At 66.3% G+C, this 17,085-nt stretch carries 19 protein-coding genes; 13 read left to right on the top strand and 6 right to left on the bottom strand.

All coding sequences use genetic code 11. The features are described from left to right. Nucleotides 1-745, top strand: a 745-nt coding sequence (locus tag VL752_RS13790) for an alpha/beta hydrolase (RefSeq protein ID WP_325356197.1), incomplete at its 5' end; no start/stop codon positions are given. Between the two features lie 71 nt (nt 746-816). Here VL752_RS13790 and VL752_RS13785 read toward each other — a convergent pair. After that, nucleotides 817-1,692 (bottom strand): hypothetical protein, encoded by an 876-nt coding sequence (locus tag VL752_RS13785; protein ID WP_325356195.1) that lies wholly within the window; start codon nt 1,690-1,692, stop codon nt 817-819. Between the two features lie 256 nt (nt 1,693-1,948). On the opposite strand from VL752_RS13785, the gene VL752_RS13780 reads away from it, so the two are divergent. Together VL752_RS13780 and glgX are read left to right on the top strand one after the other, a co-directional pair. Then, nucleotides 1,949-2,200 (top strand): CsbD family protein, encoded by a 252-nt coding sequence (locus VL752_RS13780; RefSeq protein WP_325356193.1) that lies wholly within the window; start codon nt 1,949-1,951, stop codon nt 2,198-2,200. Nucleotides 2,201-2,244: 44 nt separating this feature from the next. Next, entirely contained in the window at nt 2,245-4,533 is a 2,289-nt protein-coding gene (gene glgX, locus VL752_RS13775; protein WP_325356191.1) for a glycogen debranching protein GlgX, read from the top strand. Nucleotides 4,534-4,634: 101 nt separating this feature from the next. On the opposite strand, the gene VL752_RS13770 is transcribed toward glgX, so the two are convergent. Beyond that, complete coding sequence (locus VL752_RS13770) at nt 4,635-4,958, bottom strand: hypothetical protein (RefSeq protein ID WP_325356189.1); 324 nt, start codon at nt 4,956-4,958, stop codon at nt 4,635-4,637. 106 nt (nt 4,959-5,064) lie between these two features. Then, complete coding sequence (locus VL752_RS13765; protein WP_325356187.1) at nt 5,065-5,943, bottom strand: SDR family oxidoreductase; 879 nt, start codon at nt 5,941-5,943, stop codon at nt 5,065-5,067. 106 nt (nt 5,944-6,049) lie between these two features. Between VL752_RS13765 and VL752_RS13760 the strand changes: the two genes are divergently transcribed. After that, nucleotides 6,050-6,463 carry a winged helix-turn-helix transcriptional regulator gene (locus VL752_RS13760; RefSeq protein ID WP_325356185.1) on the top strand — a complete coding sequence of 138 codons (414 nt, stop codon included), beginning with the start codon at nt 6,050-6,052 and terminating at the stop codon, nt 6,461-6,463. 41 nt (nt 6,464-6,504) lie between these two features. Next, on the top strand, nt 6,505-7,722 hold the full coding sequence (gene rnd, locus VL752_RS13755) for a ribonuclease D (RefSeq protein ID WP_325356183.1): 1,218 nt from the start codon (nt 6,505-6,507) through the stop codon (nt 7,720-7,722). Between the two features lie 8 nt (nt 7,723-7,730). Here rnd and VL752_RS13750 read toward each other — a convergent pair whose 3' ends face one another. Together VL752_RS13750 and VL752_RS13745 are read right to left on the bottom strand one after the other, a co-directional pair. Further along, nucleotides 7,731-8,231 carry a hypothetical protein gene (locus VL752_RS13750; RefSeq protein WP_325356181.1) on the bottom strand — a complete coding sequence of 167 codons (501 nt, stop codon included), beginning with the start codon at nt 8,229-8,231 and terminating at the stop codon, nt 7,731-7,733. A 142-nt stretch (nt 8,232-8,373) separates the two neighbouring features. After that, on the bottom strand, nt 8,374-9,600 hold the full coding sequence (locus VL752_RS13745; RefSeq protein ID WP_325356178.1) for an MFS transporter: 1,227 nt from the start codon (nt 9,598-9,600) through the stop codon (nt 8,374-8,376). Between the two features lie 112 nt (nt 9,601-9,712). On the opposite strand from VL752_RS13745, the gene der reads away from it, so the two are divergent. Next, nucleotides 9,713-11,089, top strand: a complete 1,377-nt coding sequence (der, locus tag VL752_RS13740) for a ribosome biogenesis GTPase Der (RefSeq protein WP_325356176.1) — start codon at nt 9,713-9,715, stop codon at nt 11,087-11,089. 212 nt (nt 11,090-11,301) lie between these two features. Continuing rightward, nucleotides 11,302-12,051, top strand: coding sequence for a transcriptional repressor LexA (lexA, locus tag VL752_RS13735; RefSeq protein ID WP_325356174.1), 750 nt, complete (start codon nt 11,302-11,304; stop codon nt 12,049-12,051). Between the two features lie 24 nt (nt 12,052-12,075). Here lexA and VL752_RS13730 read toward each other — a convergent pair whose 3' ends face one another. After that, nucleotides 12,076-12,681, bottom strand: a complete 606-nt coding sequence (locus VL752_RS13730; RefSeq protein WP_325356171.1) for a LysE family translocator — start codon at nt 12,679-12,681, stop codon at nt 12,076-12,078. A gap of 184 nt (nt 12,682-12,865) precedes the next feature. Between VL752_RS13730 and VL752_RS13725 the strand changes: the two genes are divergently transcribed. The 6 genes from VL752_RS13725 to tolQ are packed head-to-tail and all read left to right on the top strand — an operon-like array spanning nt 12,866 to nt 17,079. Further along, nucleotides 12,866-13,618: a YebC/PmpR family DNA-binding transcriptional regulator gene (locus VL752_RS13725; protein ID WP_325356169.1), complete on the top strand. Its 753-nt coding sequence runs from the start codon at nt 12,866-12,868 to the stop codon at nt 13,616-13,618. A 30-nt stretch (nt 13,619-13,648) separates the two neighbouring features. Further along, nucleotides 13,649-14,164 (top strand): crossover junction endodeoxyribonuclease RuvC, encoded by a 516-nt coding sequence (gene ruvC / locus VL752_RS13720; RefSeq protein WP_325356167.1) that lies wholly within the window; start codon nt 13,649-13,651, stop codon nt 14,162-14,164. Continuing rightward, nucleotides 14,161-14,778, top strand: a complete 618-nt coding sequence (ruvA, locus tag VL752_RS13715) for a Holliday junction branch migration protein RuvA (RefSeq protein ID WP_325356165.1) — start codon at nt 14,161-14,163, stop codon at nt 14,776-14,778. The genes ruvC and ruvA overlap by 4 nt, the downstream gene beginning before the upstream one ends. Before the next feature lie 44 nt (nt 14,779-14,822). Next, nucleotides 14,823-15,884, top strand: coding sequence for a Holliday junction branch migration DNA helicase RuvB (gene ruvB / locus VL752_RS13710; protein ID WP_325356199.1), 1,062 nt, complete (start codon nt 14,823-14,825; stop codon nt 15,882-15,884). After that, a complete protein-coding gene (gene ybgC, locus VL752_RS13705) occupies nt 15,881-16,348 on the top strand; it encodes a tol-pal system-associated acyl-CoA thioesterase (protein ID WP_325356163.1) in 468 nt (155 codons plus the stop codon). Before ruvB ends, ybgC begins: the two co-directional genes overlap by 4 nt. Nucleotides 16,349-16,362: 14 nt before the next feature. Continuing rightward, the gene (gene tolQ / locus VL752_RS13700; RefSeq protein ID WP_325356161.1) at nt 16,363-17,079 is read left to right on the top strand and encodes a protein TolQ; all 717 of its coding nucleotides are present in this window, start codon (nt 16,363-16,365) and stop codon (nt 17,077-17,079) included. Nucleotides 17,080-17,085 lie beyond the last annotated feature (6 nt).

Here is a 17,085-nt window from a genome sequence, read left to right as displayed (position 1 = left end):
CATGGTCTCGCTCTACGGCGACCGCTTCATGGAGCGCGGCATGGCGGTGCTGGCGATCGACGGCCCGGGCCAGGCCGAGGCGGTGTCGCGCGGCATCTACTTCAGCCCGGAGAACTGGGAGAAGTGCGCCGAGAGCGTCTACGAGTTCCTGTCGAAGCAGCCGAACATCGACATCAAGAAGCTGGTGATCCGCGGCTCGAGCTTCGGCAGCTTCTGGGGCACGGTCGCCGCGGCTACGCTCGGCAACAGGGTCAAGGGCTACGTCACCAGCGGCCTCTGTCAGGAGCCGGGCGCGTGGCAGATCTTCAACATGGCCTCGCCGACCTTCAAGGTGCGGTTCATGTTCATGTCGGGCTACGACGACGAGCAGGAGTTCGATCGCTTCTGCAAGAAGATCGACCTCACGCCATACATGCCGAAGATCAAGTGCCCGTACGCCGTCATTACCGGCGAGAACGAGCAGCTATCGCCGCTCGAATACACCGAGGAGCTGTTCGAGCTCATCAAGGGGCCGAAGCGCATGGTCGTCTACGAAGGGGCGAACCACAGCGTCACCGGCGCGCCGAGCGCCGAGAACGGCGAGGACCGCAACACCATGATCGGCGACTTCCTGCTCGACCGCGCCAACGGCAAGGCGATGAAGTCGGAGCGGGTGTGGGTCGATTCCTCCGGGAGGGCCCACGCGACGCCGTTCAAGAAGGCCTCCGCCAAGAGCGGCAAAAAAAATGGCAAGCGCAAGCGCTGAGCGTCGGCGCTTCACGCAAAACGAAAGGGCCGGCGTTTGCCGGCCCTTTTTTCCTGTCCGCGGCAGCGCGCTCAATCGAGCGACCAGCTCGCCTCCTCATGGCCCGGCACGAAGTGCGCGGCCAGCAGTGCCGGATTGCGGTTCACCAGCGGCCGCGCATAGAGCGGGTGGCTCATCGCCCGCACCTCGTGGTCGATGGTGTAGAGCACCTTGCGACTGTCGAGGTCGACGATGTCCTTAAAGCGATACTGGTGCTGGTTCGACTCCTGGGTGATCAGGCCGAGCTCCATAAGCTTGCGGTACGGCGCTGAAAAGTTGGCGATGTAGATCTGGAAGTGGTCGCCGTCGTAGGGCGCCTGCGGCTCTTCGATCTCGCGGAAGATCAGGTATTGGCGCTCGCCGGCCATGACATGGGCGGCGCGGCCGCCCCGCTCGCTCTTGACCTCCGACGGCGCGAGGAAAATCTCGCGATAGAAGCGCGCGATGCCGTCGGCGGTCCCCGGCGGCACGTCGAACGCGACATAGGCCATTCCGAGCGCCATGCGGCCGAAGCGCGCCGGGTCCGGAGCGTGGCAGGTGATGCGGTTGCCCCACGGGCAGACGGTCTCGACGCCGTCGTTGCTCTCGCGGAACTCAAACCGGGTGTCGGCCAATTCCTTCTTCGCCTTGGCGAGCCGCGCCAGCAGCGCCTCGCGATCGTTGACGACGAGGCCGGTGACCCCGCGCACGACTTGCGGGGTGTTGGTGGGAAGATGGAACTGGCTGACGCCGACGTTGACCCACATGTTGTTGGTGCCGGTCATCAGGTACGGATCGCGGGTGAGCCCGAGTCCGCTGATGTAGTACGCCGTCGCCAGCCTCTGGTCCGCCACCTGGACGTTGACGTGCCCGAGGTTGACGATGTTGCCGAAATCCTCCGCGCTGCGATCGTACGTGGCGTCCGCCATTTCTGCGCCTCCCCTGTTCGGCCGTGCGCTGTGCAAGCGTCATCGGCCGGGCCGATGATATCCCAAGCACGACTGCCCTCAAATCGGGCGTCGGGATCGTGTCGGAGGCCCCTCCGTCGCACCGGTTCTTCGCCGGAACCATACCCCAACCGTAGCGTTATATGACCTCTCTGCAGGGCGAGCCGGCGATACGCCGGACGCCCCAGGTTTCATTACGGGGTTTCATCACGGGGTTTCATCACAGGGAAGTCTGAACATGGACGAGAATCGGGTTACGGGAGCGGCGCGGAACATCGCGGGCAAAGCCGAGGAAGCGGTCGGATCGATGACCAACGACCCCAACATGGAAGGCCGCGGCGCGGCGCGCCAGGTGCTCGGCGAGGCGCAGAACATGTACGGCAACGCTGTCGACAGCGTGCGCACGTACACCAACGAGGCACCGGTCACCGCTCTGCTGATCGCGGGCGGCATCGGCATGGCCCTCGGCATCCTGCTCGGTAGGCGCTGATCGACACGACACCGCGGCACTCGCGCAAGGTCGCGGAGAAACCCATGGCGCCACCGAAGAAGGTCGGTATACGGGAAGGACTCCCCTTCCCGCTCGGCGCCTCATGGGACGGCAAGGGCGTCAATTTCGCCGTGTTCTCCGCCAACGCCGGCAAGGTCGAATTGTGCCTGTTCGACCAGAGCGGCGAGCACGAGATCCTGCGCGTCGAGCTGCCGGAGTTCACCAACGAGATCTGGCACGGCTACCTGCCGGAGGTTGGTCCGGGCACGGTGTATGGCTTCCGCGTGCACGGCCCGTACGCGCCCGAGGAAGGGCACCGCTTCAATCCCAACAAGCTCCTGCTCGATCCGTACGCGCGCGCCCACATCGGCGAGCTGAAGTGGCATCCTGCCTGCTTCGGCTACGTCATGGGCGAGGACGACCTCACGTTCGACGAGCGCGACAGTGCGCCGTACGTGCCGAAGTGCGTCGTCGTCGATCCGAACTTCGACTGGGCGCGCGAGGCGCAGTGGCATCGCGTGCCGTGGGACCGCACCATCGTCTACGAGACCCACGTCCGCGGCTTCACCAAGCGCCACCCGAAGGTCCCCGAGAACGAACGCGGCACCTTCGCCGGCCTCGCGACCCAGGACGTCATCGATTACATCAAGTCGCTCGGCATCACCTCGGTCGAGCTGATGCCGATCCACACCTTCATCAACGACAGCTACCTGCTCGACAAGGGCCTCACCAACTACTGGGGCTACAACACCATCGGCTTCTTCGCGCCCGACCCGCGCTACTCCGCCTACCCTGCACGCGTGCTGCAGGAGTTCAAGGAGATGGTGGCGCGGTTCCACGACGCCGGGCTCGAGGTCATCCTCGACGTCGTCTACAACCACACCGCCGAAGGCAACGAGCTCGGGCCGACGCTCTGCTTCAAGGGCATCGACAACGCGTCGTATTACCGCCTGATGCCCGAGCAGAAACGCTACTACATCAACGATACCGGCACCGGCAATACGCTCAACACCACGCACATGCGCGTGCTGCAGATGGTCACCGACTCCATGCGCTACTGGGTGCAGGAGATGCACGTCGACGGCTTCCGCTTCGATCTCGGCACAATTCTCGCCCGGGAGCCGAACGGCTTCGACAATCAGTCCGGATTCCTCAAGGCATGCGCCCAGGACCCGGTGCTCGGCACCGTGAAGCTGATCGCCGAGCCATGGGATTGCGGCCCCGGGGGCTACCAGGTGGGCGGCTTCCCGCCGGGCTGGGCCGAGTGGAACGACAAGTTCCGCGACATCGTGCGCGATTACTGGCGCGGCATGGTGCCGGTCGCGCACCTGGCGCCACGCCTGTCCGCCTCGGGGGACGAGTTCAACCACCGCGGACGCGGTCCGTGGTCGAGCGTCAACTTCATCACCGCCCACGACGGCTTCACCCTCAACGATCTCGTCAGCTACAACGACAAGCACAACGAGGCGAATGGCGAGGACAACCGCGACGGCCATTCCCATAATCTGAGCTGGAACTGCGGCGCCGAAGGCCCGACCGACGACCCAGAGGTTCTGGGCCTGCGCGACCGCCAGATGCGCAACATGCTGGCAACGCTCTTCCTGTCCAAGGGCACGCCCATGCTGCTGGCGGGCGACGAGATGGGCCGCAGCCAGCAGGGCAACAACAACCCCTATTGTCAGGACAATGAGATCAGCTGGGTGAATTGGGAGTTGGGGGCGCGCGGCGAGGCGCTGGCGCGCTTTACGGCGCGGCTTGCCGGGCTGCGCCGGCGTTTCCCCCTCCTCACCCGCGGCCGTTTCCTCAGCGGACAATGGGACGAGACCCTCGGCCTCAAGGACATCACCTGGCTCGCTCCGGACGCGACCGAGATGGCGGACGACCAATGGGGAGAAGCCCATGCCCGGTGCATGGGCCTGCTGCTCGACGGCCGCGCACAGGAGACCGGCATCGTGCAGCGCGGCCGGGATGCGACGCTGCTGCTCATTGTCAACGCCTATCACGATCTCGTGGAGTTCCAGCTGCCCGAGGTTGTGGGCGGGCGCGAATGGCGCCTGCTGATCGACACCAACATGCGGGACGAAGCCGCAGAAGAGGAGCCGACCTTCGCCTTTGAACATCCCTACGGCGTGACGGGCAGGTCTCTCCTCCTCTTCGAATTGCTGCTGGACCCGAGCTATGGCAGCGCGCGGACCAAGCGGCGCGCGGTGCATGTCCGCCCGACCCCGCCCCCCGTGGCGGCCGCAGCACCTGCCGAGGCGGCCGAGGAAGAAGCCGCAAAGGGCGAAACCGCGCCAGAGCCGGTGCGGGAGAAGGAGCCAGCCGCCAGCTAACGCCTGATCGGGTCAGATCGGATCACCGAGCGATCCGATCTGGACCTTGAAGCAGCCCCTGGAATGGCAACCGCTCTGTCGAATCCGAGGCCTGTCAGGCCTCAGCTGGCGGGCGTGAAGCCGGCGGTGTCAGCTTCCATCTTGCAGGCATAAAAGCCGTGGTGGGTTGACTTGGTCATGCCCGACGGCACCATCTTGTAGGTCTTGTTGACGCCGTTCGACCATACGATTGTATCGTCCGGGCAATGATCCTTCGCCGCGGCGACGCTCGAAAAGCGATGATGCGCACCAAGGCCGGTCGTGGCGCCATTCACCAGGCTGTCCTGCGAAGCGGATTGTGCCATGGCCGCGCCGGACATGGCGAGGCCGCCAATCAGGGTGGCTGCGGGCAGCAGGGCCCGTAGACCCATTTTCATTGTGAACATGCAATTTCCTCTCTGTTTCGATGCGGCACGATCGTCCGCGCACCGATCGGAATTGGCGCCGGAAGGCATGTTTGCAAGTGCCAGTGCCCAGAGAGAGGCGTCCTGCTCAGACAACCGTGAGCGCCACGGCGAGGCTCTCTGCCAAAGGCACGGTCGGCCGCCCGATCAGGCCGCTCAAGGTGCGGCTGTCGTCGAACAGCGTGTCGCCCCGGGCTGCCTCGCTGCTGTCGGCCACCAGTTCCGCCACCGGTTCCGGCAGACCCGCGCCCAGCAGGACGGATTTGTAATCGGCTTTCGGGAGGTCGGCATAGGTGACGGGCTTGCCCGTCTGGCGGGAAAGCTCGGCCGCAAACTCCGCCATGGTGAAGGCACTGTCACCCGCAAGCTCGAAAACGTGACCGGCAACAGAAGCTCCCCCCGCCAGGACGGCGGCGGCGGCAGCCGCGTAATCGGCCCGCGGCGCCGCCGAAATGCGGCCCTGGCCGGAACTGCCCAGAACAGCCCCATGCGCCAATGCGGGGGCCAAGGCGCCGAAATAATTCTCCGTGTACCAGCCGTTCCGCAACAGGGCGTAGTCGAGACCGGAGCCCGTCAACGCCGCTTCCGTATCCCGATGATCGGCGGCGAGACCGAGGGGGGAGCGATCGGCATGCAGCACGCTGGTATAGGCGAGGAATCTGACACCTGCCCGCTGGGCCGCCGCGATCACCGCCCGATGCTGGGCCCGGCGCCTCGCAAGATCGTTGGACGAAATCAGCAGCACCCGGCCGATTCCCGCCATGGCGGCCTCCAGGCTTTCGGGCCGGTCGTAATCGCCGATCCGCAGTTCCACGCCCTGGGATGCGAAGTCCGCTCCGGCCGCGGCCGTGCGAACCAGGGCGACCACGCGCGAGGGTGGCACGGTTGCCAGCAGGTTCCGCAGGACGAGACGACCAAGCTGGCCGCTCGCCCCGGTCACCAGAAGTCGGGCCAAATTGTCAGACATGGCTGTTTTCCTCTATGGTCTCGAATTGAGACTATTGCTTAGCCGAGCCGTCTGACCTCCGTAAGAAGGCAGTTTCGCGTGCCCTGGTAATCTGGAGGGAACCTGCATGGAGACCGATCGCTTCGCCGCCTGGCGCGCCGCCGGATTTGACGCCGGCCACTGTCCCGTGCGGAACGTGCTGGACCGGATTGGCGACAAATGGACGACGCTCATCCTTTTTGCGCTGGCCGAGGAGCCCCGCCGCTTCGGCGCTCTCTACCGGTTGATGCCGGACATTTCGAAACGCATGCTGACCCAGACGTTGCGCGGTCTGGAGCGGGACGGCTTCGCCACACGCCACGTTTTTCCGACCACGCCCCCCATGGTCGAATATCGGCTTTCGCCACTCGGCCGCTCCTGCCTCGAGCCGCTCGGTGCCCTCGCCACCTGGTCGGAGGCGCATTTCCCGGCGATCGCCGCAGCCCGTGCCCGCTACGATGCCGGCGCGGCGGCAAGCACGGAGTCCGACGCCGCTGCCTGACACGGCTTTGACACCGCACGCGCTGCGGATAGAAAGGCAGCATGCCGCGTCAGCCCCGCACCGAATTTCCGAGTCCTGTCTTCATCACCGACAGCAGCGCCCTCGCGGCGCTCTGCACCCGGCTCGCCCACGAGCCCTTCATCACGATCGACACGGAATTCATCCGTGAGCGCACCTACTGGCCCGAACTCTGTGTCGTCCAACTTGGCGGCGCCGAGGACGTCGCGGTAATCGATGCCCAGGCCGAGGGGATCGACATGGCGCCGCTCGGCGCACTCCTCGCCAACGAGGCGGTGACCAAGGTTTTCCACGCCGCGCGGCAGGATGTGGAAATCTTCCTGCTTATGTTCGGCGCGACACCGCGGCCCCTGTTCGACACGCAGATCGCGGCCATGGTCGCAGGCTTCGGCGACCAGGTCGGCTATGACGCGCTGGTCTCCGCGCTCACCGGCACGCAGATCGATAAGTCACACCGTTTCAGCGACTGGTCCGCCCGGCCCCTCTCCGCCTCGCAACTCGCTTATGCGGCGGCCGACGTGACGCATCTGCGCGTCGTCTACCAGAAGCTTCTGACTCGGCTGGAGCGGGACGGGCGCGCCGACTGGGTCCTTGAAGAGATGGCGGCACTGACGGACCCGGCGCTCTACCGGGCCGATCCGGACGCGATGTGGCAGAAGCTGAAGCTTCGTCCCAGCAATCGGCGCCAAGCGGGAATCCTGCGCGGCATCGCCGCCTGGCGCGAGCGCGAGGCGCAGCGCGTCAATATTCCGCGCGGCCGGCTTCTCAAAGATGAAGCGATCCCCGAGATCGCGGCGCTGGCTCCGGACACGCCGGAATTGCTGACGCGGGCGCGCGGCATCTCGCGCGGCTTTGCCGAAGGCAAGAGCGGCGCCTCCCTCCTGGCGGCCATTGCGGAGGCGCGCGCCCTGCCGGAGGAGGATTTGCCCCAGATCACGGCGCGGCCCGAGCGGGACGGCCCGCGCCCCTCTCCAGCCCTCGTCGCACTGCTGCGCGTGCTCCTTGCCGCCAAAAGCGAAGAGCACGGTGTAGCGCCCAAGCTTCTCGCCTCATCCGAGGATCTGGACCGCCTCGCGGCCGAATCGGAGCCGCAAATTCCCGCGGCCCATGGCTGGCGGCGGCGGATTTTCGGTGAGGACGCCATGGCCCTGAAAGAAGGCCGGATCGCGCTGGCAAGCCGTGGCAAGCGCATCCGCCTCGTACCTCTCGGCATGGGAGACGCGCCCTCCGCTGAGGACTGAGCCGGGCCTCAGACCACCTCGCGTTCGGAGATCCGGGCCATGAACTCCGACGGGTGCTCTTCGTCGGCCGGGCCCTCTTCTGGCTGAGCCGCCGCCGTGCGCGCAGGACCACGACGTCGTGTGGCGGTGTTCCGGGCGCGTCCGGTTCCCACGTCCGCCGCCGTTTCCTGCTGCGCTTGGCGCCCCGCCTTACGTTCGGCCGTTTCCAGCCGAACGGTGAGTTGGTCCACCTTCTCCGCGGCCTCGACATAGGCGAAGCGCAGTTCCTTGTTCTTCGCCCGCAACGTCGAGTTGGCGCGTTCGAGCTTTTCGATCCGGGCGCGCAACTCGTCCTTGCTGCTGGCGCTTGCCGCCGCAGCTTGCTGCACGCCCGGCCGACGGCCGGGCGTTCCCGTCTTGACGGGCTTCAACGCCTGGCCGGCCGTCATCGCCTTGGACTTGGCGCCAGCCCGTTTCGCCGGCTGACGGCCATTAGCGGACCTCGTCTTCGGAATCGTTGCGCGAGCCATATCTTCTCCTTCATCAACCTATCTGGTCAGGTCACCCATACGCATAAAACGCCATATGTGGATGCGAGCCGGGTCGTTCGAGAGGAGCTGACTTAGATTTTATTTCAGCAGAGGCCACAAGATCGCGAACATCGCCGACCCTTCACCCAGGACGCGGCGTTTTGAGATGCGGGAGAAACATTGCGAGAAGGCCGATCACCGGCAGAAACGAGCATATCTCGTATGTTGAAACGATTCCAAAATGATCTGCGATCACCCCGATGGCGGCAGCACCGAGGCCGCCCATGCCGAAGGCCAGGCCGAAGAAAAGGCCCGAGATGAGACCGATGCGGCCCGGCACCAGTTCCTGCGCATAGACGATCATCGCAGGCATTGCCGATGAGAGGACGAAACCGATGATAAAGGAAAGGGCGATCGTCCAGCCGAGACCGACATAAGGCAAAGCCAGCGTGAAGGGCAGAACACCAAGGATCGAAACCCAGATCACCAGCTTGCGGCCGATGCGATCGCCGATCGGGCCGCCGAAGACGGTACCGAGGGCAGCGGCGCCCAGAAAGACGAACAGAAGGAGCTGCGCGGTCTGCACCGTCACCCCGAACTGATGGATCACATAGAAGGTGTAGTAGCTGGAGATGCTCGCCAGATAGAAGAACTTCGAGAAGACCAGGGCGACCAGGATCGCCATGGTGACATAGACCTTCATCGCCGGCAGCGGCTCATGCGCATGCATCGCGGCACGCGGGCGGCGGCGATTGAGCGCCATCCGCTGCTGGTACCAGCGGCCGACGCCGCCGAGCACGATCATGCCGAGCAGCGCGATGCCGGAGAACCAGATGATGCTGCGCTGTCCGTGCGGCACCACGATGAAGGCGGCGAGCACGGGCCCGAGTGCCGTGCCGGCATTGCCGCCGACCTGGAAGACGGATTGCGCGAGGCCGTGGCGGCCGCCCGAGGAAAGGCGCGCGACGCGCGAGGATTCCGGATGGAAGATGGAGGAGCCGACGCCGATCATGGCGGCGGCGGCCAGCAGCATCTCGAACCGCCCGGCACGGGAGAGCAGAACGAGGCCCGCCATGGTGAAGGCCATGCCGATGGACAGCGAATAGGGCTGCGGCCTCTTGTCCGTCACCATGCCGACGAGCGGCTGCAGCAGCGAAGCCGTGACCTGGAAGACGAAGGTGAGCAGGCCGATCTGCACGAAACTAAGGTGGAAAGCCGCCTTTAGATTGGGATAGATCGCCGGCAGCAACGACTGCATGGTATCGTTGAGGAAGTGCGAGAAGCTGATCGCGAGCAAGACCGCAAAGACCACGCTCTCCTGGCCGAAGGCGGGGGGCGAGGCATTTCCGGCTCTGGCGCTGCAGCTCATCTTTCTTCTTCCTCTCCGACGTCCCGGTGCCGTCGCGCCCGCCTGACGCTGAGCACGCATTCCGGATACCCCCTTACCCGTAACTAACCTTAGGCAGTATTGCCCCCGACGCATGGAAACCCCGCTCGTCGTCATCGCCGGACGCCCCAATGTCGGCAAAAGCAGTCTCTTCAACCGCCTCGTTGGGCGGCGGCAGGCCCTGGTCGCAGACCAGCCCGGCCTCACGCGCGATCGTCTGGAAGCGACCACCCGCGTCGGCGGCCGCAGGATCAGGCTGGCCGATACGGCCGGGCTCGAGGAAGCGCCCCCCGAGAGTCTGGCCGGGCGCATGCGCGCCGGCGCCGCCTCCATTTTAGAACAGGCCGATCTCATCCTCTTCGTGGTCGATGCTCGCAGCGGCATCCTGCCCCCCGATCAACATTTCGGCACCTGGCTGCGGCGGCTGGGCCGGCCGGTGCTGCTGATCGCGAACAAGACCGAGGGGCGCACCGGCTACAACAACGCGCTGGACGCCTATGCCCTCGGTCTCGGCGAACCGCTTCTGGTCTCGGCCGAGCATGGCGAAGGCATCAGCGCACTCATGTCGAGCATCGCTGAGGCCCTGCCACCCGAGGCCGAAGGCACGGAGGACGCCGCCGAGGAAGACGAAACGCCGGACGAGGACGCGCCCGAGAAGCCGCTGCGCCTCGTCATCCTGGGGCGGCCGAATGCCGGCAAATCGACCCTGGTAAACCGGCTTCTGGGCGAGGAGCGCATGCTGACGGGGCCGGAGCCCGGCATCACGCGCGATGCGATCACCCTGCCGATCACCGACCGGGATGGAAACAGCTATCAGCTCGTCGACACCGCCGGGCTGCGCCGTCGCGCCCGCGTGCAGGACGAGATCGAGAAGATGTCCACGGGCGCCAGCATCAATGCCATGCGCTTCGCCGAGGTCGTGGTGCTGGTGGTGGACGCGGTGGACGGCCTGCACGACCAGGATTTGCAGCTTGCCCGCCTGGTCGAACGCGAGGGCCGGGCCATGGTCGTGGTTCTCAACAAGTGGGACGCCGTCGAGGACCGGGACGCGACGCGCAAGGCGGTCTCTGACCGGCTGGAACGCAGCCTCGCCCAGCTCAAGGGCATTCCGGTCGTGACCATGAGCGCCATGACCGGCGCCCAAGTGCACAAGCTCTTCCCTGCCGTGCGGCAGGTCTATGCAACCTGGAACAAACGCATCTCGACCTCGGCGCTCAACCGCTGGTTCGAGGATGCGCTGAGCCGCCATCCGACGCCGGCCGTGCAGGGCCGCCGGCTCAAGCTGCGCTACGTTACCCAGGCGACGGCGCGCCCGCCTACCTTCGTTGTCTTCGGCACGCGGGCTGAAGCCACGCCCGAGGATTACCGCCGCTACCTCATCAATGAGTTGCGGCAAGTCTTCGACCTGCCGGGAACGCCGATCCGCCTCGATTTCCGCGGCACGGTGAACCCCTTCGACAAGAAGGAATGACTTTCTTAAGTCATTGGCCTTTTTACTCTTCCGCGCCGCGAGAGCGTGCTTGACGCGGCGCGGAACCAGCCCCTAGAAGAGCCAAGTTTCTGCTTTGTTCGCGTTGTCGGACAAGCCGTTACGGAAGCGATAGGCCTTGCCACGGTCAGGTCTCCTTCCGTTCCGGCCTGCCCAGGAAGGCGGACGATGCCTTGAAAGGCAGGGGGTTCCATATGTTGACGCGCAAGCAGCACGAATTGCTGATGTTCATCGATCGTCATCTCAAGACCTCGGGCTATTCGCCGAGCTTCGACGAGATGAAGGAGGCGCTGAACCTCCGGTCGAAATCCGGCATCCACCGCCTCATCTCGGCGCTTGAGGAGCGCGGCTTTCTCAGCCGCCGGCACCATCAGGCCCGCGCCCTCGAAGTGCTGCGCCTGCCGGGCGAGGCTCATCCCGCGCTCGCCCTTGCGGCCGAGACGGATCTCGTCCCGCAGGAGGGTGGGCGCCGGCCGGAAGCGGCAGCGGGTTTCGCGCCCACCGTGATCCAGGGCGATTTCTCGCAACGCCTGCCGGGACTGCGCACCGCCTCGGAAGCGAGCGCCGTGCAGCTTCCCCTCTATGGTCGCATCGCGGCGGGCCTGCCGATCGAGGCCATGCGCGATACCTCGACCTTCTTCGAAGTGCCTGTCGCCATGCTCGGCGCGGGTGAGCATTACGCGCTGGAAGTTGCGGGCGATTCGATGATCGACGCCGGCATCTGGGACGGCGACACGGTCATCATCCGCCGCGCCGAGACGGCCGAGAACGGGCAGATCGTGGTCGCCCTGGTGGACGAGGCGGAAGTGACGCTGAAGCGGCTGCGCCGCCGCGGCAATTCGGTCGCCCTCGAACCCGCCAATCCGCGCCATGAAAGCCGCATCTTTCCGGCCGAGCGCGTGCGCGTGCAGGGCCGGCTTGTGGCGCTGATGCGGCGGTACTGACCGCGTCGCAGCCGGGGGGGAGGCCTACCGCCGCAAGGCGAGTGCCGCCCCGGCCCCGATGAGGGCAGTGCCACCTGCGCGATTGAACCCACGCCTGACGGAGGGTTTGCGCACGAGGGACGAGAGGTGGCCCGCTAGCATGGCGTAAAGCAGGGCATTGATGGCGGCGAGGCCGACGAAGGTTGCGACCAGGAGGGTCGCCTGTCGCAGGAAGAGGCTTTCGGGCGTTATGAACTGCGGCACGAAGGCGACAAAGAAGGCAATGCTTTTCGGATTGAGCGCCGTCACGACATAGGCTTGGCGAAAGGCGGCGCGCGCCTTGAGAGGGGGCACCGCCGCGGCTTCGACCGGTGCACGCCATAGCTTGAGACCGAGATAGACGAGATAGGCGGCGCCTATCCATTTCAGCAAGGTGAAGGCGGCGGCGGACGCACCGAGCAGCGCGCCCAGACCTGCCAGAGACAAGGTCATGGCGGTAAGGTCGCCGAGCGCCACGCCAGCCACGAGCGGCAAGGCGCGCCGCCGGCCGCCGCCGAGAGACTGCCCTATGACGAGCAGAATCGTGGGGCCGGGAATGATGAGGAGAAGCGCTGCCGCGATCAGAAAGGTCAGCCAGGTATGAAATGCCAAGGGAGTGCCTTTTCGCTCCGCTCCGCCAGCCGCGGCGGCCCAAGAGGTCAGGCTAGGCGGACCGGCGCGGCCTCAGCAAGGGTCGTTCCTGGCCGGATCGCCCCGCCGGACTTGACGCCAAGGCCCGGCTTGGCAGAGACCTGCGCCATCTTTTCCAAGTCACCCGCCTTCCGGAGCCTTCATCATGGCCGGCCATAGTCAGTTCAAGAACATCATGCACCGCAAGGGCGCGCAGGACGCCCGCCGCGGACGCCAGTTCGCCAAGCTCATCCGCGAAATCACCGTCTCCGCCAAACAGGGTCTGCCCGACCCCGCCGCCAATCCGCGCTTGCGTGCCGCGATCCAGGCCGCACGGAAAGAAAACATGCCCAAAGATACGGTCGATCGCGCCGTCAAGAAGGCATCCACCGGCGGCGGCGGCGGCGATGACTATGTGGAGGTTCGCTATGAAGGCTATGGCCCGAACGGTGTCGCCCTTATCGTCGAAGCGCTGACCGATAACCGCAACCGCACGGCCTCTGAAGTGCGCGCGGCCTTCAACAAATACGGCGGCGCGCTGGGCGAAACCAATTCCGTCAGTTTCATGTTCGAGCGTCTGGCCGTCATCCGTTATCCAGCCGCCGCCGCTTCCGCCGATGGCATGCTGGATGCCGCGATCGAGGCCGGTGCCGACAATGTCGAAAGCTCGGACGAGTGGCATGAAATCACCGGCGCGCCCGACAGCCTCTCCGCCATGCAGGATGCGTTGGAGAGCCGGTTCGGCGCCTCTGACAGCGCGAAATTCGACTGGCGGCCGCGTACCAGCGTACCGCTGGATGAAGAAGCGGCAACCTCGGTGCTGAAGCTGCTCGACGTTCTGGACGAACTCGACGATGTGCAGAATGTCTATGCAAACTTCGATCTGCCCGAATCGCTACTGCAGAAGCTTTCTGCCTGATCTCCACTCCGAGAGGACGACGCTCTGGCTTTGATCCGCATCATTGGCATCGACCCGGGCCTTCGCTTCACCGGCTGGGGCGTGGTGGAGGCCGAGGGCAACCGTCTGCGCCATGTCGCGGACGGCGTGGTCCAGACGGACAGCGCGGAGAGCGTGCCGGAGCGGCTGCGCGTCTTGCATGATGCGCTCGCGGCGCTGATCGAGGCGCATGCCCCGCAGGAGGCGGCCGTCGAGGAAACCTATGTGAACGCCAATGCGACGGCGACGCTCAAGCTTGGTTATGCGCGGGGCGTCGCCCTCCTCGCCCCCGCGCTCGCCGGCCTGTCCGTCGCCGAATACGGCGCCAAAACCGTCAAACTCTCGGTCGTGGGCACGGGCGGGGCGGATAAGAATCAGGTCGGCCTGATGGTGCGCAGGCTGCTGCCGGGCGCGACCATCCGCCGGGCGGATGCGGCGGACGCGCTGGCGGTCGCCATCTGCCACGCCCATCACCGCGCCAGCCGCAACGCCTGGAGCCGTTCGGCCGCACTGGCGAGGCCAGCATGATCGGAAGCCTGCGCGGCACCGTCGAGTCCCAGGAGGACGGTCATTGCGTGATCGAGACCGCCGGCGGCGTCGGCTATCTCGTCCAGGCCTCTTCGCGGACGCTGGCGAGCCTGCCGCCGGCGCCCGCCGTGGTGCGCATCCTGGTCGAGACCTTCGTGCGTGAGGACGCGATCACCCTCTATGGCTTCGCGACCGCGGCCGAACGCGCCTGGTTCCGGCTGCTGACGACCGTGCAGGGCGTGGGGCCGAAGGTGGCGCTCGCCATCCTCTCCGCCCTCTCGGCGGACGAACTGTCCTTCGCCATCGCCTCCGGCGACCGCACGGCTCTCGGCCGCGCCTCGGGCGTGGGACCAAAGCTCGCGGCCCGTCTCGCCCTCGAACTCAGGGAAAAGGCCGGCACACTAGCGCTGCCGGTGACGCTGGCCGACGGTATCGCCGCGCCGAACGCCGCCGGTCCGGCAGGTCCCTTGGAAGACGCACTCTCCGCCCTGATGAACCTCGGCTACCGGCGGCCGGAAGCCCAAGCCGCGCTGAGCCGCGCCACGGCCAGGTTGGGTGACGAGACCGACGTCGCCGCCCTGATCCCGGCGGCGCTGAGGGAACTCGCGCGATGACCACCCGCCCCCGCAGTCCTCGGACGGAATCGATGCCGGCGGAGATGGAGGAACGCTCTCTCTCCCCCATTCGTGCGCCCGAGGATGCGGGCGAAGCAAGCCTGCGCCCGCAAACGCTCTCCGACTTCATCGGCCAGGAAGGCAGCCGGCAGAACCTCGCGATCTTCATCGAGGCGGCGCGGGCCCGTGGCGAGGCGCTGGACCATGTCCTGCTGCACGGCCCGCCCGGCCTCGGCAAGACGACGATGGCACAGATCGTGGCGCGGGAACTCGGCGTCGGCTTCCGTGCGACCTCAGGCCCCGTCATCCAGAAGGCCGGCGATCTCGCGGCCATCCTGACCAATCTGCAGCCGCGGGACGTGCTGTTCATCGACGAGATCCACCGCCTGCAGCCGGCGATCGAGGAAGTGCTCTACCCGGCGATGGAGGATTTCCAGCTCGATCTGGTGATCGGCGAAGGACCGGCCGCGCGCTCCCTCAGGATCGACCTGCCGCCCTTCACGCTGGTCGGCGCGACGACACGCTCCGGCCTGCTCGCCACACCCTTGCGGGACCGTTTCGGCATTCCGCTCCGCCTCGTGCTCTACACGCCAGCCGAACTGGCCGTGATCGTCGCGCGCGGGGCGCGTCTTCTGGGCTTCGACCTGACGAGCGAGGGCGCCGAAGAAATCGCCAAGCGCAGCCGCGGCACGCCACGCATCGCCGGCCGGCTGCTGCGCCGGGTGCGGGATTTCGCGGCCGTCGAGGGCCGGCCCCAGGTCGACCGCACTATGGCGGATGCTGCGCTGACGCGACTGGAAGTCGATCAGCGCGGGCTCGACGCGATGGACCGCCGCTATCTTCGCCGCATCGCCGAGCATCACGCGGGCGGGCCGGTTGGCGTCGAAACCCTGGCCGCAGCGCTCGCCGAGGCGCGGGACACGCTGGAAGACGTGATCGAGCCTTACCTTATCCAGGAGGGGTTGATCCTGCGCACCAGCCGCGGACGCATGCTGGGCGAGCCCGGCTGGCGGCATCTGGACATGGCACCGCCGCCCATGTCCCCCGAGCAGACGGCGCTGCTCACGCCTGATCTCTTCAACGGCGGGCAGCGGAACGACGCATGATGGCTGGGGAAGATTCGGTGGCTGGCGGGGTTCACCGCTACCCCGTCCGCGTTTATTTCGAGGACACCGATGCGGGCGCCATCGTCTATCACGCGAACTACCTCCGTTTTGCCGAGCGCGCGCGGACGGAAGCCCTGCGTGCCATGGGCCTGCCCCATTCCGAGATGATGCTGCGACATGGAATGATCTTCGTGGTGCGACACGTGGAGTTGGACTATCAGCGCCCTGCCCGCCTCGACGAGGAGTTAGTGATCGAGACGAGCACCGTTTCGGTGGGGGGTGCCTCCACCCGGCTGCGGCAGCGTGTCGCGCGGGGGGATGAGACGCTCGTGATAGTGGATGTGACGCTCGTCAGCGTCAGGCAGGACACCGGGCGCGCCGAGCGCATGCCGGGCCCCTGGCGCGACGCGCTGACGGCTATGGCTCAGGCCCGGGGGGACTCCCGGGTCCAGGACGATAATTAGAGGGGTTTCTAGAATTGGATCAGGCGGTCAATGCCACGCAGCTGGCGACGCCCGGGAGCAGCCTGTCGCTCTGGGGTCTGTTTTTGCAAGCGGATATCGTCGTCAAGCTGGTGATCCTGTGCCTGCTGGCCGCGAGCATCTGGGTCTGGGCGATCATCTTCGAAAAGACGACCAGCCTGCGCCGCGCAAACCGCGAAGCGAATGCCTTCGAGGACCGTTTCTGGTCCGGCGGCAGCCTGGACGATCTCTACGAGCATGAAGGCCAGAAGCCCGGCAATCCGATGGCCGCGGTCTTCGGCTCGGCCATGGGCGAATGGCGCCGCACGGCGCGAGTCTCTGGTGCGGACCTCGGCCATACCGCGGTGCGCGAGCGCGTCGACCGCGCCATGAACGTGACCATCCAGCGCGAGATGGAGCGGCTGGAGCGGTGGATGATCTTCCTTGCCTCGGTCGGCGCCACCGCCCCCTTCATCGGCCTTTTCGGCACGGTCTGGGGCATCATGCACAGCTTCTCGGCCATCGCCGCCATGCACAACACCAACCTCGCCGTGGTCGCGCCCGGCATCGCCGAAGCGCTCTTCGCCACCGCGATCGGCCTCGTCGCCGCCATCCCCTCGGTGCTCGCCTATAATGCGCTGAACACCGATCTTTCGCGCTTCGCGGCGCGGCTTGAGGGCTTCGGCACCGAGTTCAGCGCCATCCTGTCGCGCCAGTCCGAAGAGAGGGCCTGATCCATG

It is taken from the genome of Acidisoma sp. (genome assembly GCF_035492295.1).
In the GTDB taxonomy this organism is placed as follows: Bacteria; Pseudomonadota; Alphaproteobacteria; order Acetobacterales; family Acetobacteraceae; genus Acidisoma.
This window is presented reverse-complemented; position numbering and strand designations above follow the sequence as displayed.

Coding starts and splice junctions, on each gene's coding strand:
- ybgC (WP_325356163.1), top strand. CDS start 15,881: ATGATGGCTGGGGAAGATTCGGTGGCTGGCGGGGTTCACCGCTACCCC.
- lexA (WP_325356174.1), top strand. CDS start 11,302: ATGTTGACGCGCAAGCAGCACGAATTGCTGATGTTCATCGATCGTCAT.
- ruvA (WP_325356165.1), top strand. CDS start 14,161: ATGATCGGAAGCCTGCGCGGCACCGTCGAGTCCCAGGAGGACGGTCAT.
- ruvB (WP_325356199.1), top strand. CDS start 14,823: ATGGAGGAACGCTCTCTCTCCCCCATTCGTGCGCCCGAGGATGCGGGC.
- VL752_RS13760 (WP_325356185.1), top strand. CDS start 6,050: ATGGAGACCGATCGCTTCGCCGCCTGGCGCGCCGCCGGATTTGACGCC.
- VL752_RS13750 (WP_325356181.1), bottom strand. CDS start 8,231: ATGGCTCGCGCAACGATTCCGAAGACGAGGTCCGCTAATGGCCGTCAG.
- glgX (WP_325356191.1), top strand. CDS start 2,245: ATGGCGCCACCGAAGAAGGTCGGTATACGGGAAGGACTCCCCTTCCCG.
- VL752_RS13780 (WP_325356193.1), top strand. CDS start 1,949: ATGGACGAGAATCGGGTTACGGGAGCGGCGCGGAACATCGCGGGCAAA.
- VL752_RS13725 (WP_325356169.1), top strand. CDS start 12,866: ATGGCCGGCCATAGTCAGTTCAAGAACATCATGCACCGCAAGGGCGCG.
- VL752_RS13785 (WP_325356195.1), bottom strand. CDS start 1,692: ATGGCGGACGCCACGTACGATCGCAGCGCGGAGGATTTCGGCAACATC.
- rnd (WP_325356183.1), top strand. CDS start 6,505: ATGCCGCGTCAGCCCCGCACCGAATTTCCGAGTCCTGTCTTCATCACC.
- der (WP_325356176.1), top strand. CDS start 9,713: ATGGAAACCCCGCTCGTCGTCATCGCCGGACGCCCCAATGTCGGCAAA.
- VL752_RS13765 (WP_325356187.1), bottom strand. CDS start 5,943: ATGTCTGACAATTTGGCCCGACTTCTGGTGACCGGGGCGAGCGGCCAG.
- VL752_RS13745 (WP_325356178.1), bottom strand. CDS start 9,600: ATGAGCTGCAGCGCCAGAGCCGGAAATGCCTCGCCCCCCGCCTTCGGC.
- VL752_RS13770 (WP_325356189.1), bottom strand. CDS start 4,958: ATGTTCACAATGAAAATGGGTCTACGGGCCCTGCTGCCCGCAGCCACC.